The organism is Rhizobium sp. KDH_Rht_773_N, from assembly GCF_052946295.1.
Genome location: NZ_CM129525.1, coordinates 4,246,565 through 4,262,072, shown reverse-complemented (window position 1 = coordinate 4,262,072; position 15,508 = coordinate 4,246,565). Strand labels below are relative to the sequence as shown.

At 62.4% G+C, this 15,508-nt stretch carries 18 protein-coding genes, 1 tRNA gene, 1 pseudogene and 1 riboswitch; of the genes and pseudogenes, 11 read left to right on the top strand and 9 right to left on the bottom strand.

Annotation, left to right across the window (positions count from 1 at the left end; all coding sequences use genetic code 11):
• Positions 1-9 precede the first annotated feature (9 nt).
• A complete protein-coding gene (locus tag ACU8HS_RS21170) occupies positions 10-156 on the bottom strand; it encodes a hypothetical protein (protein WP_162712867.1) in 147 nt (48 codons plus the stop codon).
• Here ACU8HS_RS21170 and ACU8HS_RS21165 point away from each other — a divergent pair.
• The 5 genes from ACU8HS_RS21165 (at position 155) to sugE (ending at position 3,174) form a co-directional block, all read left to right on the top strand.
• Positions 155-1,282, top strand: a complete 1,128-nt coding sequence (locus ACU8HS_RS21165) for an S-(hydroxymethyl)glutathione dehydrogenase/class III alcohol dehydrogenase (protein ID WP_112756451.1) — start codon at positions 155-157, stop codon at positions 1,280-1,282. The two genes, ACU8HS_RS21170 and ACU8HS_RS21165, sit on opposite strands and share 2 nt — an antisense overlap.
• Positions 1,283-1,288: 6 nt before the next feature.
• On the top strand, positions 1,289-1,660 hold the full coding sequence (locus tag ACU8HS_RS21160; protein ID WP_112756449.1) for a hypothetical protein: 372 nt from the start codon (positions 1,289-1,291) through the stop codon (positions 1,658-1,660).
• 100 nt (positions 1,661-1,760) lie between these two features.
• Entirely contained in the window at positions 1,761-2,234 is a 474-nt protein-coding gene (locus ACU8HS_RS21155) for a GNAT family N-acetyltransferase (protein WP_112756447.1), read from the top strand.
• A 9-nt stretch (positions 2,235-2,243) separates the two neighbouring features.
• Entirely contained in the window at positions 2,244-2,687 is a 444-nt protein-coding gene (locus ACU8HS_RS21150; protein ID WP_112756445.1) for a YaiI/YqxD family protein, read from the top strand.
• A gap of 172 nt (positions 2,688-2,859) precedes the next feature.
• The gene (gene sugE, locus ACU8HS_RS21145; protein ID WP_112567714.1) at positions 2,860-3,174 is read left to right on the top strand and encodes a quaternary ammonium compound efflux SMR transporter SugE; all 315 of its coding nucleotides are present in this window, start codon (positions 2,860-2,862) and stop codon (positions 3,172-3,174) included.
• A 61-nt stretch (positions 3,175-3,235) separates the two neighbouring features.
• Here sugE and ACU8HS_RS21140 read toward each other — a convergent pair whose 3' ends face one another.
• From ACU8HS_RS21140 to crcB, 7 genes are all read right to left on the bottom strand, one after another.
• Positions 3,236-3,631, bottom strand: coding sequence for a DoxX family protein (locus ACU8HS_RS21140; RefSeq protein WP_112567712.1), 396 nt, complete (start codon positions 3,629-3,631; stop codon positions 3,236-3,238).
• Between the two features lie 128 nt (positions 3,632-3,759).
• On the bottom strand, positions 3,760-5,292 hold the full coding sequence (locus ACU8HS_RS21135; RefSeq protein ID WP_112756443.1) for an acyl-CoA carboxylase subunit beta: 1,533 nt from the start codon (positions 5,290-5,292) through the stop codon (positions 3,760-3,762).
• A gap of 89 nt (positions 5,293-5,381) precedes the next feature.
• Positions 5,382-5,834 (bottom strand): hypothetical protein, encoded by a 453-nt coding sequence (locus ACU8HS_RS21130; RefSeq protein ID WP_112705307.1) that lies wholly within the window; start codon positions 5,832-5,834, stop codon positions 5,382-5,384.
• Positions 5,835-5,902: 68 nt separating this feature from the next.
• Entirely contained in the window at positions 5,903-6,688 is a 786-nt protein-coding gene (locus ACU8HS_RS21125) for an ATP12 family chaperone protein (RefSeq protein WP_112705306.1), read from the bottom strand.
• A 9-nt stretch (positions 6,689-6,697) separates the two neighbouring features.
• Positions 6,698-7,345: an HAD-IA family hydrolase gene (locus ACU8HS_RS21120; RefSeq protein WP_112756438.1), complete on the bottom strand. Its 648-nt coding sequence runs from the start codon at positions 7,343-7,345 to the stop codon at positions 6,698-6,700.
• A complete protein-coding gene (locus tag ACU8HS_RS21115; RefSeq protein WP_112568259.1) occupies positions 7,342-8,340 on the bottom strand; it encodes an RluA family pseudouridine synthase in 999 nt (332 codons plus the stop codon). The genes ACU8HS_RS21120 and ACU8HS_RS21115 overlap by 4 nt, the downstream gene beginning before the upstream one ends.
• Before the next feature lie 97 nt (positions 8,341-8,437).
• Positions 8,438-8,815 carry a fluoride efflux transporter CrcB gene (gene crcB, locus ACU8HS_RS21110; RefSeq protein WP_112567701.1) on the bottom strand — a complete coding sequence of 126 codons (378 nt, stop codon included), beginning with the start codon at positions 8,813-8,815 and terminating at the stop codon, positions 8,438-8,440.
• A 121-nt stretch (positions 8,816-8,936) separates the two neighbouring features.
• Between crcB and ACU8HS_RS21105 the strand changes: the two genes are divergently transcribed.
• The gene (locus tag ACU8HS_RS21105; protein ID WP_112567692.1) at positions 8,937-9,200 is read left to right on the top strand and encodes a hypothetical protein; all 264 of its coding nucleotides are present in this window, start codon (positions 8,937-8,939) and stop codon (positions 9,198-9,200) included.
• 64 nt (positions 9,201-9,264) lie between these two features.
• Here ACU8HS_RS21105 and ACU8HS_RS21100 read toward each other — a convergent pair.
• Positions 9,265-9,711: pseudogene (locus ACU8HS_RS21100) on the bottom strand (copper chaperone PCu(A)C); the annotation flags it as partial.
• A gap of 324 nt (positions 9,712-10,035) precedes the next feature.
• A riboswitch (glycine riboswitch) is annotated at positions 10,036-10,126 on the top strand.
• 155 nt (positions 10,127-10,281) lie between these two features.
• On the opposite strand from ACU8HS_RS21100, the gene gcvT reads away from it, so the two are divergent.
• The 5 genes from gcvT (at position 10,282) to ACU8HS_RS21075 (ending at position 15,465) form a co-directional block, all read left to right on the top strand.
• Positions 10,282-11,418: a glycine cleavage system aminomethyltransferase GcvT gene (gene gcvT / locus ACU8HS_RS21095; protein WP_112705303.1), complete on the top strand. Its 1,137-nt coding sequence runs from the start codon at positions 10,282-10,284 to the stop codon at positions 11,416-11,418.
• 24 nt (positions 11,419-11,442) lie between these two features.
• Positions 11,443-11,805, top strand: a complete 363-nt coding sequence (gene gcvH, locus ACU8HS_RS21090) for a glycine cleavage system protein GcvH (RefSeq protein ID WP_112567686.1) — start codon at positions 11,443-11,445, stop codon at positions 11,803-11,805.
• Entirely contained in the window at positions 11,805-14,669 is a 2,865-nt protein-coding gene (gcvP, locus tag ACU8HS_RS21085; RefSeq protein ID WP_112757693.1) for an aminomethyl-transferring glycine dehydrogenase, read from the top strand. Before gcvH ends, gcvP begins: the two co-directional genes overlap by 1 nt.
• Positions 14,670-14,855: 186 nt before the next feature.
• Positions 14,856-15,101 carry a DUF982 domain-containing protein gene (locus ACU8HS_RS21080; RefSeq protein ID WP_377310402.1) on the top strand — a complete coding sequence of 82 codons (246 nt, stop codon included), beginning with the start codon at positions 14,856-14,858 and terminating at the stop codon, positions 15,099-15,101.
• A 288-nt stretch (positions 15,102-15,389) separates the two neighbouring features.
• Positions 15,390-15,465: transfer RNA gene (locus ACU8HS_RS21075), tRNA-Thr, on the top strand.
• Positions 15,466-15,508 lie beyond the last annotated feature (43 nt).

Here is a 15,508-nt window from a genome sequence, read left to right as displayed (position 1 = left end):
AGCCGATTTTCAGGAAATATCCGCGGCGAAGCCGATCTTCAGGAAATGCTCGAGGCGAAGCCGATTTTTGAGGAAACGCGCACGGCTTTTTCCGCTTGAGCCATCCTCTTGCGGCGTGCAAGAATCCACCACGCAAATCACGAGGAGATCGACCATGGATGTTCGCGCCGCCGTTGCCGTTCAGGCAGGAAAACCGCTTGAGGTCATGACCGTTCAGCTGGAAGGGCCGAAGGCCGGCGAAGTGCTGGTCGAGGTCAAGGCGACGGGCATCTGCCACACCGACGATTTCACCCTTTCCGGCGCCGATCCGGAAGGCCTCTTCCCGGCCATTCTCGGCCATGAGGGCGCGGGCATCGTCGTCGATGTCGGCCCCGGCGTCACCTCGGTGAAGAAGGGCGATCACGTCATTCCGCTCTACACGCCGGAATGCCGCGAATGCCCCTCCTGCCTGTCGCGCAAGACCAATCTCTGCACCGCGATCCGCGCGACCCAGGGCCAGGGCCTGATGCCGGACGGGACCTCGCGCTTCTCGATCGGCAAGGACAAGATCCACCACTATATGGGCTGCTCGACCTTCGCCAATTACACGGTTCTTCCCGAGATCGCCGTCGCCAAGGTCAATCCGGACGCGCCCTTCGACAAGATCTGCTATATCGGCTGCGGGGTGACGACCGGCATCGGCGCCGTCATCAACACCGCCAAGGTGGAGATGGGCGCCACGGCCATCGTCTTCGGCCTCGGCGGCATCGGCCTCAACGTCATCCAGGGCCTGAAGCTTGCCGGCGCCGACATGATCATCGGCGTCGATCTCAACAACGACAAGAAGGCCTGGGGCGAACGCTTCGGCATGACGCATTTCGTCAACCCATCCGAAGTGGGCGCCGATATCGTTCCCTATCTCGTCAACATGACCAAGCGCGGTGCCGACCAGATCGGCGGCGCCGATTACACCTTCGACTGCACCGGCAATACCAAGGTCATGCGCCAGGCGCTGGAAGCCAGCCACCGCGGCTGGGGCAAGTCGGTCATCATCGGCGTTGCCGGCGCCGGCCAGGAAATCTCCACCCGTCCCTTCCAGCTCGTCACCGGCCGCACCTGGATGGGCACGGCCTTCGGCGGTGCGCGCGGCCGCACCGACGTGCCGAAGATCGTCGACTGGTACATGGAGGGCAAGATCCAGATCGATCCGATGATCACCCACACCATGCCGCTCGAAAAGATCAATGAAGGCTTCGAGCTCATGCATTCCGGCAAGAGCATCCGCAGCGTCGTGCTCTACTGATCGCTCATGAATCTGCTGAAAAACTGGAAGTTGAAACTGAGGTACGGAAAGCTGAAAACGGCTTTCCGTCACTTCACGGTGATTGCCGACGGGGAGATCGCCGAGGCCAATCCGGATTTTGAGACCACGGAAGGCGCGGCGGCCTTCTTTTCGATGCACGCCTGGGCCGCGGATGGAGACGAAGCTACGGATATGGCCGTCAAGATAGGACGGCACGTCGGGTTCAACGCCACTGGCCGCATCTATCTGTACTCGACCGATCCGCAGGAGCCCCCAAGAGACCAGCCATTTGCTTACGGCCTAAATTTTCATCAATATCTGCGCGGTGACGAGCATATGGAGGAAGGTTCTCCTTTACCGAACGGCGGCATCCACTGACTTGTCTTGTCGAGCACTGCCAGCCACCCGTTCCAAGAAACAACCAAGGCTTCGAGCTTATGTATTCCGGCAAAAATATCCGTAGCGCGGTTTTGTATTGATGGTTCCACTTAGCTATACGGTCGATCTCAAGGGGCTTGACGAGCTTTCCGCGCGGGAGCTCTACGATCTCCTGAGAATGCGCGTCGATGTCTTCGTCGTTGAGCAGAACTGCCCCTATCCGGAACTGGACGGCAAGGATATCGACGCCCTGCACCTGCGGCTCATGGACGGCGGCGAACTGCTGGGCTCGACGCGGATTCTGAAGCCGTACGGCGAACAGCATCCGGCAAAGATCGGCCGTGTCGTCGTCTCGCCGGCTCATCGCGGCAAGCGGCTCGGCGATGCATTGATGAAAGAATCGGTCGCCGCCTGCGAAAAGCTCTTTCCGGAAAATCCCGTTGCCTTGTCCGCGCAGGCACATCTGCGCCGCTTCTACGAATCCTTCGGTTTCGTCAAGACTTCCGAGGAATATCTGGAAGACGGCATTCCCCATATCGATATGGTCCGTCAGCTGGCCACTCGGCCGGCGTGAGGTCTCGCCATGATCTATGTCGATGCCGATGCCTGCCCGGTCAAACCCGAAATCCTGAAAGTGGCCGAACGCCTCGGTTTGGAAGTGACTTTCGTCGCCAATTCCGGCCTGCGCCCGTCCCGCGACCCGATGGTCCGCAACGTCATCGTCTCCAACGCTTTCGATGCCGCCGACAACTGGATCGCCGACAATGCCGGCCGAGGTGATGTCGTCGTCACCGCTGATGTGCCGCTGGCGGTCCGCTGCGTTGCCAAGGGTTCCTTCGTCACCGGCCCGACAGGCCGCGTCTTCGACGAAACCAATATCGGCATGGCAAGCGCCATGCGCGATCTCGGCGCGCACCTGCGCGAAACCGGCGAGAGCAAGGGCTACAATGCGGCCTTCGGCCCCAAGGATCGTTCCCGATTCCTCGAAACCTTCGATCGTCTTTGCCGCCGGGCGAAGAATACCTGAGCCCCGTATGCGACCAGGCGGAAATCGGGTGGCATGGCAGCTATGCCAATTCCTAGCTTGAAGTGAGCCGTTCCCTCGTCCATATCACATGCGACGCAGACGACTGCGGCGCCGGGCCTGCCCCGGTCGCAAAAGTCGCGGGGACGGCCTCGCTCTTGACAAGGAGAGTATGATGGCCTGGTTTCTGCTTTTTCTCGCTGGCCTTTTTGAATGCGGTTGGGCGATCGGTCTGAAATATACCGATGGCTTCACCCGTCCCGTCCCGACGATCCTCACGGTCATATCCATGGTGGTGAGCGTCATATTGCTCGGACTTGCCGTCAAAACCCTGCCGATCGGCACGGCCTACGCGATCTGGACCGGTATCGGCACCGTCGGCACCGTCCTGCTCGGCATCTGGCTTCTGGGCGATGCGGCGCAGGCTTCCCGCCTGATCTGCATCGCGCTGATCGGCGCCGGCATTGCCGGCCTCAAATTGACGGCCTGATAAGGAAATATTGGAAATGGAAAGCAGGCTGCGGGCGCTCAACCGCCCGCAGCCTCATCTGTCAGGCTGCCGCGTTTCTGTTATCGACCGACCACGCACCGGCGCCGGCAAAGAACAGGTAGAGGAAGACGAAGCAGAACAGGATTGCCGCATCGCCCTGGTTGAGGGCTGGGAAGAAGCTGTGCGGCATATGCGCCATGAAATAGGCGATCGCCATTTCGCCCGACAGCAGGAAGGCGACCGGCCGCGTGGCGAAACCGATCAATATCAGGATGCCGCCGACAAGCTCCAGCAATCCGGCAATGAGGAACAGCGTGGACAGCGGACCGTCGCCCTGGGCAGCCGGAAAGCCGAAAAGCTTCATCATGCCGTGCTCGATGAACAGAAGCGCGGTCATGATTCTGAGAGCGGCCAGACCATAGGGGCGGTAGGCAGACAGACGCTCGAAAGTTGACATAAAGACTCTCCTTAATGGTGTGCTGCCGAGCGTTACCGCGTCTCTAACAGGGATTGAAGACACGGTTTGCTGACAGGCGTTCACAACTTCGACAGTGGGTAAACACCTGAAGAGGCTCCCTTATTCGATCATAGCGGAATATTGTCATGCTTCTTCCAGGGATTGCTGAGATCCTTGTTCCTCAGCATCTTGAGACCCCGCGCCAGCCGCCGCCGCGTCGAATGCGGCATGATCACCTCGTCGACATAACCGCGTTCGGCCGCCACGAAGGGCGACAGGAAACGATCCTCGTACATTTTCGTATGGGCGGCGATCTTTTCGGGATCGGCGATGTCCTTGCGGAAGATGATCTCGACGGCGCCCTTGGCGCCCATGACCGCGATCTGCGCCGTCGGCCAGGCATAGTTGAGGTCGCCGCGCAGGTGTTTCGAGGCCATCACGTCATATGCGCCGCCGAAGGCCTTGCGGGTAATCACCGTCAGCTTCGGCACCGTCGCCTCGGCATAGGCAAACAGCAGCTTGGCGCCATGCTTGATGAGCCCGCCATATTCCTGCGCCGTGCCCGGCAGGAAGCCCGGCACATCGACGAACGTGACGATCGGAATGTTGAAGCAGTCGCAGAAGCGCACGAAACGCGCCGCTTTCCGCGACGCGTCGCTGTCGAGCACGCCGGCCAGCACCATCGGCTGGTTGGCGACGAAGCCCACCGTCGATCCCTCGATGCGCCCGAAACCGCAGACGATGTTCTTGGCAAAGCTTGCCTGGATCTCAAAGAAATCCCCCTCGTCCGCCACCTTCTGGATCAGTTCCTTGATGTCGTAGGGCTTGTTGGCATTGGCCGGGATCAGCGTGTCCAGCGAACTGTCGGCATCTGTCACCGACTGGTAACATTCGATCTCCGGCACCGGCGAAGTGTTCGACTGCGGCAGGAAATCGATGAGCCGGCGCACTTGGCTGAGCGTATCGACATCGTTGTCATAGGCGCCGTCGGCAATCGAGGAGCGCGTCGTATGCACCGTTGCGCCGCCGAGTTCCTCCGAGGTCACGGTCTCGTTGGTGACGGTCTTGACCACATCGGGGCCGGTGACGAACATGTAGGACGTGTCGCGCACCATGAAGATGAAGTCGGTCATGGCAGGCGAATAGACGTCGCCGCCGGCGCAGGGTCCCATGATGACGGAAATTTGCGGAATGACGCCGGATGCCAGCACATTGCGCTGGAAGACCTCGGCATAACCGCCGAGTGCGGCCACCCCTTCCTGGATGCGCGCGCCGCCCGCATCGTAGATGCCGATGATCGGCGCGCGGTTCTTCAGCGCCATATCCTGCACCTTGATGATCTTCTCGGCATGGGCCTCCGAAAGCGAGCCGCCGAAAACGGTGAAATCCTTGGCGAAGACGAAGACCGTGCGGCCGTTGACCGTGCCCCAGCCCGTCACCACGCCGTCGCCGGCAATGCGGCTCTTGTCCATGCCGAAATCGGTGGAGCGGTGCTCGACGAACATGTCGAACTCCTCGAAGGAACCTTCGTCGAGGAAAAGATCGATGCGTTCGCGCGCCGTCAGCTTGCCGCGCTGATGCTGCGCGTCGATGCGCGCCTGCCCGCCGCCGAGACGGGCAATACCACGGCGGCGTTCGAGCTCTTCCAGAATATCCTTCATGATCTCCCCTCGCCGCTGTCGGCGGCTTCATGGCTGGAGCAATCCCGGCAAATGCGTGCAGCGGTCTTGCGTCCGGTATTGCTCAGGAACTAACGCCCGCTGAGTGCGAAGGCGGAGCGTACGCGCGCTGCTATATCTTCTGCAAGGATATCGTCAGCCAGATAAGGATCGGCGGTGAGGCTGGTGACTTCAAAGGAGGTCACGGCAATGACCGATCCATCCTCCACGGAAGCGGCATCGATGCTGACCTTGGCGACGTTGCGGTCCTTCTGGAAGCCGAGCCCCTTCTGGACTGAAACGATGCGGATCGTCAGGACGACGCGCGGCAATTCGGTGGTGCGGACCGTCGCGCGTATGGCGGCGTTGACGCGGTCGCTGATGCCGGAGAGCAGCTCCGCCGACATGGTGGTGCTGGACAGCACGACCGCGCTGCGCACGTCATAGATAGGTTTTTCCTGCTTCTTCGGCATGAGGCTTACACAGGCCGTCAGCGCCACGCACACAAGCGCCATCAGGCAGAACCTCGACCTCAACCGCGTCATTCCAAATTCCTGCAAATCCCCGTCCGGAGTCGCAGATTTCGTCATGAAGCCGGTCAAGGCAATATGATTCAGGCCCTTAGCGTGAAAAAAACATCGGTCGCGGCCTTAAAGTCCTCATGGCGCTTGGCGCGGCGCTGTTCGGCTTCCTCGTCGCTTCCCCAATGTTCGATGGTCCAGTCCTCGTCGAGATGGGCAAGCGCCCAGCCCTCTTCCGGCGTAATCCGGCCCTCGGCAATGGCGAGCGCCAGCAGTGCCGAACCGGTGAGTGTCGTCACCGTGTGGAGAGCGGCAAGCGCGAGCGCGCCGTCATGCCGGCGCAGCGCCGAGCCGAAGGCCGCGATCGCCTCGCGCGGCTGTTCGTGATGCATCACGCCTTCGACGAGAATGAAGCGCGCGCCGAGATCGGCGGCAGCCCAGTCGAGCACCGGGTCCCAGCGCTCCGTCTGCCGTTCGACCAGCTTTTCCGGGCCGTCGGCGCGGTAGCAGAGCAGATCGCTCGACGAAAAGCGCAGGATATCTTCGAACACGGCCTGCGTGTCGGTGGCGACGCCGTCGATCGCCGTGTTGACGAGGCGCGTCACCGGCATCAGCGACGGGTCGATCACTTCGACCTGCGCCTCCCATTCGGCGGCCACAAGCTTCGCCAGCGCCTCGTTCGGCAGCGCCAGAACCTGCCGGGCCGGCGTGCGCACGGCCTTGCCGTCAAGCATAATGGCAAAGCCCTCCTCGACCGGCTCGACCGACACGGTCTGATAGAAGCGCTTCGGCAGCGGCTTCTTCATCTGGATCTGCGCGCGGCGGATCGGATCGGGATGGCTCAGGCCTTCGGAAAGGTCGTTCAGCAGGTCGCGCATGGGCTCACCTCAGGAAAAATGGCGCAGGATCTCGTCAGGATGATAGGCGATCGCATCGGCGCCGTTGGCGATCAGTTCATCCACGCTGGCATAGCCCCAGGCAACGCCGATCGCCTTGGCGCCGGCAGCCTTTGCCATCTGCATATCGTAAATGGCATCGCCGATGACAATGGTGTCGGCGGCATTCATGCCGGTTTCGTCACAGCATTCGCTCACCATGGCCGGATGCGGCTTGGAAGGGCAGTCGTCGGCGGTGCGCGCCACGATGAAGTCGAAGCCGTGCGTATCCATGACCAGCTTGAGCCCGCGCCGGGATTTGCCGGTCACCGCGCCGATCAGCAGGTCCTCGCGCCGGCTGGCGGCATCGATCATCTCGCGGATGCCGGGAAAGAGCGGCTCCCGGTAGTCGAGATCCTGGCGCACGACCGAAAACAGCGATTTGTAATGCGCCGTCATGTCGATGTCCTGCTGCTCGACATGCGGCCGGCCCTGCATGCGGGCGATGGCGATATCGAGCGACAGGCCGATGATCGCCTTGGTGTCCTCGAAACGTGGCTCCGGCTTGCCGAATTTTTCGAACGTGCGGCGCATGGTTTCGTGGATCAGCCCGGCACTGTCGACCAGCGTGCCGTCACAATCAAAAAGCGCGAGCTTCATTCTTCGTCATCCAGGATCGGGGCTGAGTTCTCGTCGAAACCGAGCAGGTTCCAGCTCTGCACCATATGCGGCGGCAGAGGCGCGGTCACCCGCAGGCGCCCTCCCGAAGGGTGCGGAATATCGATATGGCGGGCGTGCAGATGCAGCCGCTTCTGGATTCCGCCGGGAAAATCCCAGTTCGGGTCCTCGTCGAAATATTTGGGATCGCCGATGATCGGATGGCCGATATGCAGCGCATGGACACGAAGCTGGTGCGTGCGCCCCGTATAGGGTTCCATCTCCAGCCAGGCGAGGCGCTGGGCCGCCGTCTCGATGATGCGGTAATAGGATACGGCATGATCGGCCCCCTCCTCGCCGTGTTTGGCAATGCGCATCCGGTCGCCGTCGATCGTCGGCTCCTTGACGAGCCAGGTCGAGATCTTGTCCTCGCGCTTGCGCGGCACGCCCTTGACCAGCGACCAGTAGGTCTTCTTGGTATCGCGCTCGCGGAAGGCGGCGGTCAGCTTCTGCGCCGCACCGCGCGTGCGCGCAATGACGAGCACGCCGGAGGTGTCGCGGTCGAGGCGGTGGACGAGGCGGGGCTTTTCGCCCTTCTGGTTCGTCCATGCTTCCAGCATCTTGTCGATATGGCGCGCGACACCCGAGCCGCCCTGCACGGCAAGGCCGGCCGGCTTGTTGAGCACGATCACCTTGTCGTCCTCGTGCAGCACCATGCGCGCCAGAAGCTCGGCATCGCCGGAATGTTTCAGGTCCTTGCCGGCGATCGGGCCGGACTTGACCTTGGCGTCGACCTCGAGGGGCGGCACGCGCACCATCTGGCCGGGCTGCACGCGCGCGTCGGTCTTCACCCGCCCGCCGTCCACACGGACCTGGCCGGAGCGGAGAAGCTTCTGCAGCTGGCCGAAGCCGAGGCCCGGATAGTGGATCTTGAACCAGCGGTCGAGCCGCATGCCCGCTTCGTCGGGCTCCACCTTGATGTGTTCTATGCCTGCCATGGAGTTCTTTCGGAAAATATGCGGCGCGATCAAAGGCGGCGCCTCTCTTGCCGCTGCCTTTAGAGCATTTTTCAGAAAACGGAAATCGGAATCGAAATTAGATCAGAGCGCGCATCAGCCCGAGGCCTGCGATGACGGCCAGCATCGAGAGCCCGACGCTCGCTGCGATATAGATGCCGCCGGCAAGGATCTCGCCGCGCTCGAACAGCGTGATCGCATCCAGCGAGAAGGCGGAAAACGTGGTGAAGCCGCCGAGAAAGCCGGTGATCAGCAGGAGCCGCAGTTCCGTCGACGCGTCGAAGCGGCGCGCAATCATCTCGGCAAATACGCCGATGACGAAACAGCCGACGACGTTGACGGTGAGCGTTCCCCACGGGAAACTCGGCCCCATGAGCCGCACGGAGCCCAGGCCGACATAATATCTCAGAAGCGAACCGATTGCGCCGCCGACCGCGACGAGCAGAGCTTGGAACATGGCTCCGGTCTATTGCGATTCTGCCCTTTTTCCAATCCAATCTGTGGAATTCTTACCAACCGGTAAAATGCGAGTGATTTTGTTAAGCCGAACGCGAAGATCCCGCGGGTATGACAGGCGCATGACACAGCTTGTTACCATATCGGCGAGCACAGCCGCCCTTGCCTTCGAAACCCTGCGCATCCCGCAGCGCGTGGCAACGGGCACGGCCGCACGCGAGGCGCGCAAGATTGCCGAACGCCAGCTCAACCAGAGCAGCGGCAACCCGGAAGAAACCACCAACGTCATCCAGAACACCGAAGTCGCGCTCGATCTGATGACCAAGGGTTTCCGTCAGCCACAGGCCGGGTTGCAGCAGGCGCTGCAGTCCTACGAGGATGTCTGAGATCTAGGGATCGCCGGGAGGAGCGGAGCCCGCGACGCGATCGCGGGCTTTTGTTCGTCAGGACCTATTTTCCCTGCGCCGACAGCACGTTCAGCACCAGATCGACCTTGCCGGCCTTTTCGAAGCTCAGCGTGACCGGCACCTTGTCGCCCTGCTTGAAGGGCGTCTTCACCTTCTGGAACATCAGGTGCAGGCCGCCGGGCGCAAGTGTTACGGTCTGGCCGGCGGGAACCGCAATACCGTCCTTCAGTTCGCGCATCTTCATGACATTGTCCGTCATGGCCATCTCGTGAAGCTGCACCTCGTCGGCATTGGGCGACGTGACCGACACCAGGCGGTCGTCGCTCGAGCCCTTGTTCTTCACCGTCAGGAAGCCGCCGCCGACGGGTTGGCCGGGCAGCATCGCCTTGGCAAAGCCGCCGGAGATTTCGAGATCGCCGACCCCGACCACCTCGCCGCCGGCCGGTATGGTCATGGAGCCCATCTTCATGCCCTGCATGGTCTGATGGTCCTGGGCGATCGCCGATCCGGCAAACGCGGCGGAACACAGAAGGGCGGCAAAACCGAACGTCCTGATCTTCATTCAATATCTCCTTGCTCGTGAAGCCTTTCCCGATGAGATTACAACATTCTGCCGCGGCAGGTTTGCGTTGGAGCAAAGGCGGTTGGCGAAGGACATGCCGAATGGCGCGTCCCTGACCCGCGATAGCCAATTTCGCCCGCGAAGGCAAAGGCCCAATTGCCGCGTCCGCCAGCCGCTCTTCCGGGGCCGCGACAAAAATTTGTGCGACACCGACATTTTGCTTGCCAAGGCCTGCCACCCCCGGATAATTGCCGCAACCTTGTTGGGAGAAGCCGGCTGCGATGCCGGTGCCGAAGGAGCAACCGCCCCGGAAACTCTCAGGCAAAAGGACCACAAGGGGCAGACGGAACTCTGGAGAGAGGCGTTCTCGAAACGTCCGCCGAAGGGATAACAATCTCAGGCACAGGGACAGAGGGGGCTCAAGGAGACAAGGCGCAGCCGCGCCTTCAGTTTTGAGCCCGCGCCCGGAATTTCCGGCGCAAACCCCGGAGGCGTCTTTTGGACGATACTGCTGCCCTCAAGAAAACCCCGCTACACGCGCTGCATCTGTCGCTCGGCGCCCGCATGGTGCCCTTCGCAGGCTATGACATGCCGGTGCAATATCCGGCCGGCGTCCTGAAGGAACACCTGCAGACCCGCGCTGCCGCCGGCCTCTTCGATGTCTCCCATATGGGCCAGCTCATCATCAAGGCGAAGTCCGGCAAGTATGAGGATGCGGCACTCGCCCTCGAAAGCCTCGTACCCGTCGATATTCTCGGCCTCGCCGAAGGACGCCAGCGCTACGGTTTCTTCACCGATGAAAATGGCGGCATCCTCGACGACCTAATGATTACCCATCTCGACAACCATCTTTTCGTCGTCGTCAACGCCGCCTGCAAGGATGAGGATGTCGCGCACCTGCAGAAGCATATTTCCGATACATGCGAGATCACCGTTCTCGACCGCGCCCTGATCGCCCTGCAAGGCCCGCGCGCCGTCGAAGCGCTCGCCGAACTCTGGGCCGATGTCGCCGCCATGAAATTCATGGACGTGCGCCACTGCCGCCTGCACGACGTTTCCTGTCTCGTCTCGCGCTCGGGCTATTCCGGCGAGGACGGTTTCGAAATCTCCATTCCCGCCGACAAGGCCGTCGATGTCACCAACCGGTTGCTTGAGCACCCCGATGTCGAGCCGATCGGCCTCGGCGCCCGCGATTCGCTGCGCCTCGAAGCCGGCCTCTGCCTCTATGGCAACGATATCGACACGACGACTTCGCCTGTCGAAGCCGCCATCGAATGGGGCATGCAGAAGGCCCGCCGCACCGGCGGCGCCCGCGCCGGCGGCTTCCCGGGTGCCGAGCGCATCCTCGGCGAACTGGACAAGGGCGTTTCCCGCAAGCGCGTCGGCCTGAAGCCGGAAGGCAAGGCGCCGGTGCGCGGCCATTCCAGGCTCTATGCCGATGCCGAGGGCAAGACCGAGATCGGCGAAGTCACTTCGGGCGGTTTCGGCCCTTCGGTCGAAGGTCCCGTCGCCATGGGCTATGTGCCGGTTGCCTATGCCGCCCCGGGCACGCAGATCTATGCCGAAGTCCGCGGCAAGTTCCTGCCCGTCACCGTGGCCACCCTTCCCTTCATCACGCCGACCTACAAACGCTGACCCCTATTGCGAGAGGATTTTTCCATGCTGAAATTTACCCAGGAACATGAATGGCTGAAGCTCGAAGGCGATGTCGCGACCGTCGGCATCACCACCTATGCTGTCGAGCAGCTCGGCGACCTCGTTTTTGTGGAACTGCCGGAAGTCGGCGCCACCTTCTCCAAGAATGACGATGCGGCGACCGTCGAATCCGTCAAGGCCGCCTCGGAAGTCTACTGCCCGCTCGATGGCGAGATCGTCGAAGTCAATCCGGCCATCGTCGCCGATCCCTCGCTCGTCAATTCCGACCCGCAAGGGGCCGGCTGGTTCTTCAAGCTCAAGCTCAAGAACCTCGGCGATGTCGACGGCCTGCTCGACGAGGCGGCCTACAAGGAGCTGACCGCGTAATGACGACGCCTACCGAATTCCAGTTTACCGACTATCAGCCCTATGACTTCGCAAACCGTCGTCATATCGGCCCCTCGCCGTCTGAAATGTCGGATATGCTTGGTGTCATCGGCTACAAGAGCCTCGATGCGCTGATCGACGCGACCGTGCCGCCGGCCATCCGCCAGAAGGCGCCGCTCGCCTGGGGCGCGCCGATGACGGAGCGCGAGGCGCTCGACAAGCTGCGCGAAACCGCCAACAAGAACAAGGTTCTGACCTCGCTGATCGGCCAGGGCTATTACGGCACGATCACGCCGCCGGTCATCCAGCGCAACATCCTGGAAAACCCGGCCTGGTACACGGCCTACACGCCCTACCAGCCGGAAATCTCTCAAGGGCGCCTCGAAGCGCTGCTGAACTACCAGACGATGATCTGCGACCTGACCGGCCTCGACGTCGCCAATGCCTCGCTGCTCGACGAAGCAACGGCCGCTGCCGAAGGCATGGCCATGGCCGAGCGCGTTTCCAAGTCGAAGGCCAAGGCCTTCTTCGTCGATGCCGATTGCCATCCGCAGACGATCGAGCTGATCAAGACCCGCGCCGAACCGCTCGGCTGGTCTGTTGTCGTCGGCAACCCCTTCACCGATCTCGATCCGGTCGATGTCTTCGGCGCGATCTTCCAGTATCCGGGCACGCACGGCCATGTGCGCGATTTCACCGGCCTGATCTCCCGCCTGCACCAGACGGGCGCGATCGCCGTCGTCGCCGCCGATATCCTGTCGCTGACGCTTCTGAAGTCGCCGGGTGAAATGGGTGCGGATATCGCCATCGGTTCCTCGCAGCGTTTTGGCGTCCCCGTCGGCTACGGCGGCCCGCATGCCGCCTATATGGCGGTCAAGGATGCCATCAAGCGCTCCATGCCCGGCCGTCTCGTCGGCGTGTCCGTCGATGCGCGCGGCAACCGCGCCTATCGCCTGTCGCTGCAGACGCGCGAGCAGCATATCCGCCGCGAAAAGGCGACGTCGAACATCTGCACCGCGCAGGTCCTGCTCGCCGTCATGGCCTCCATGTACGCCGTCTTCCACGGCCCCAAGGGCATCAAGGCGATCGCCCAGCAGGTCCACCAGAAGGCCGTGCTGATGGCCAAGGGCCTGGAAAAGCTCGGCTACACGGTCGAGCCGGAAACCTTCTTCGACACGATCACCGTCGATGTCGGCCACATGCAGGGCCTCATCCTGCGCGCAGCCGTCGCCGAAGGCGTCAACCTGCGCAAGGTCGGCCAGACGAAGATCGGCATGTCGCTCGACGAGCGCACCCGCCCGGCAACGCTGGAAGCCGTCTGGCGCGCCTTCGGCGGCAATTTCCAGATCGCCGATTTCGAGCCCTCCTATCGCCTGCCCAAGGATCTCCTGCGCACCAGCGAATACCTGACGCATCCGATCTTCCACATGAACCGCGCCGAAAGCGAGATGACCCGCTACATCCGCCGGCTCTCCGACCGCGATCTGGCGCTCGACCGCGCCATGATCCCGCTCGGCTCCTGCACGATGAAGCTGAACGCCACGGCCGAAATGCTGCCGATCACCTGGCCGGAATTTTCCGACATTCATCCTTTCGTGCCGGCCGACCAGGCGCTCGGCTATCGCGAAATGATCGATGACCTGACGGAAAAGCTCTGCGCCGTCACCGGCTACGACGCCTTCTCCATGCAGCCGAATTCCGGCGCGCAGGGCGAATATGCCGGCCTTCTGACCATCCGCAATTATCATATTGCCAACGGCCAGGGTCATCGCGACGTCTGCCTCATTCCGACTTCCGCGCACGGCACCAACCCGGCCTCGGCCCAGATGGTCGGCATGAAGGTGGTTCCGGTCAAGGCGAAGGAAAACGGCGACATCGACATGGACGATTTCCGCGCCAAGGCGGAAGAGCATGCGGCAAACCTGTCCTGCTGCATGATCACCTATCCGTCCACGCACGGCGTCTTCGAGGAAACCGTCAAGGAAATCTGCGATCTCGTGCACAAGCACGGCGGCCAGGTCTATCTCGACGGCGCCAACATGAACGCCATGGTCGGCCTCGCCCGCCCCGGCGATATCGGTTCGGACGTGTCGCACCTCAACCTGCACAAGACCTTCTGCATCCCGCATGGCGGCGGCGGCCCCGGCATGGGTCCGATCGGCGTCAAGTCGCATCTGGCCCCCTACCTGCCCGGCCATCCGGAAACCGACGGCCGTTCGGGCGCGGTTTCGGCAGCGGCCTTCGGTTCGGCATCCATCCTGCCGATCTCCTGGAGCTACTGCCTGATGATGGGCGGCGAAGGCCTGACGCAGGCAACCAAGGTTGCGATCCTCAACGCCAACTATATCGCCGCTCGCCTGAAGGGCGCCTACGACGTGCTCTACAAGTCGGCCGCCGGCCGTGTGGCGCATGAATGCATCATCGACACGCGCCCGCTGGTCGATAGCGCCGGCGTCACCGTCGATGATGTCGCCAAGCGCCTGATCGACTGCGGCTTCCACGCGCCGACCATGAGCTGGCCGGTTGCCGGCACGCTGATGATCGAGCCGACCGAGTCCGAGACCAAGGCCGAACTCGACCGTTTCTGCGAAGCGATGCTGGCGATCCGTCAGGAAGCCCGCGACATCGAGGAAGGCCGTTCGGACAAGCTGAACAACCCGCTGAAGAATGCCCCGCATACGGTGGAAGACCTCGTCGGCGAATGGGATCGCCCCTATTCGCGCGAACAGGCCTGCTTCCCGCCCGGCGCCTTCCGCGTGGACAAGTACTGGTCGCCGGTCAACCGCGTCGACAACGTCTATGGCGACCGCAACCTGATCTGCACCTGCCCGCCGGTCGAGGCTTACGCCGAGGCTGCCGAATAGCGAGGAGCGATCGGGCGGAGCCCGGGCAATCGCCCCGGTAAGCCGATTGCAGCGACGAACGCCCTGAACCAACGCAAAGGGCTTGGCAAACAAAGGCCCCTTCCATCACGGGAGGGGCTTTCCTAGTTTCGATAGAATGCACGAAGGAAGGTGACACCCATGCCCCAGGATCAAAGCGAAGCCAGAATGCAGGCGCCCTGGTCGAAGCCTGTGCTCATCGCCCTCGAAGAGCCCGGCAAATATATGAGCATCGATACGACCCAGGCCGCCTCCTGGGCGATGATCGAGGACTGGCCGACGGAGGACGGTGCGGCACTCGACCAGGCGCTGCTGGTCTGCGCCGATGTCATCAAGGGCAAGCGCACCGGCGAGGACGCGCGCAAGGCATTCATCGCCGCTGCAATCGAAGCAGGACTGGATATCAAGGCCTGAGCGGCGGCACGCGGCGGAAACGGACGATGCGCGGCCGTCCATGCCTGAAGACGAGAGCAAGCCGGCGGACTTTTTCTGGACTTTGATCGGCGCGAGTGAACCGTTTTCGGTTCTCTGCGTAGAGGTTCGTGCTGGACGCTGCAAGACCAGCCGGGAGAAGGGTTGCCTGCCCCTGTACCGGGCGCCCTTCTCCTGCATATGCCCCCTGCGGCGGGTTAACCTTACCCGCTAACCGTCTCTCCAGCCTCCGCTCGCCTGCAGGCGTCATTTCTGGCATGGAGGGGCCACGCCCCTCGTAGCTCAACGCAAGAGCAGCTGTCCAGTTTGCAGCCGATCCAGGTTCGATTCCTCGGCAGGGGCACCAGTTTCCCGGTCCCCTGCTCTCTGGCATCGAAGCGCACCCGTCT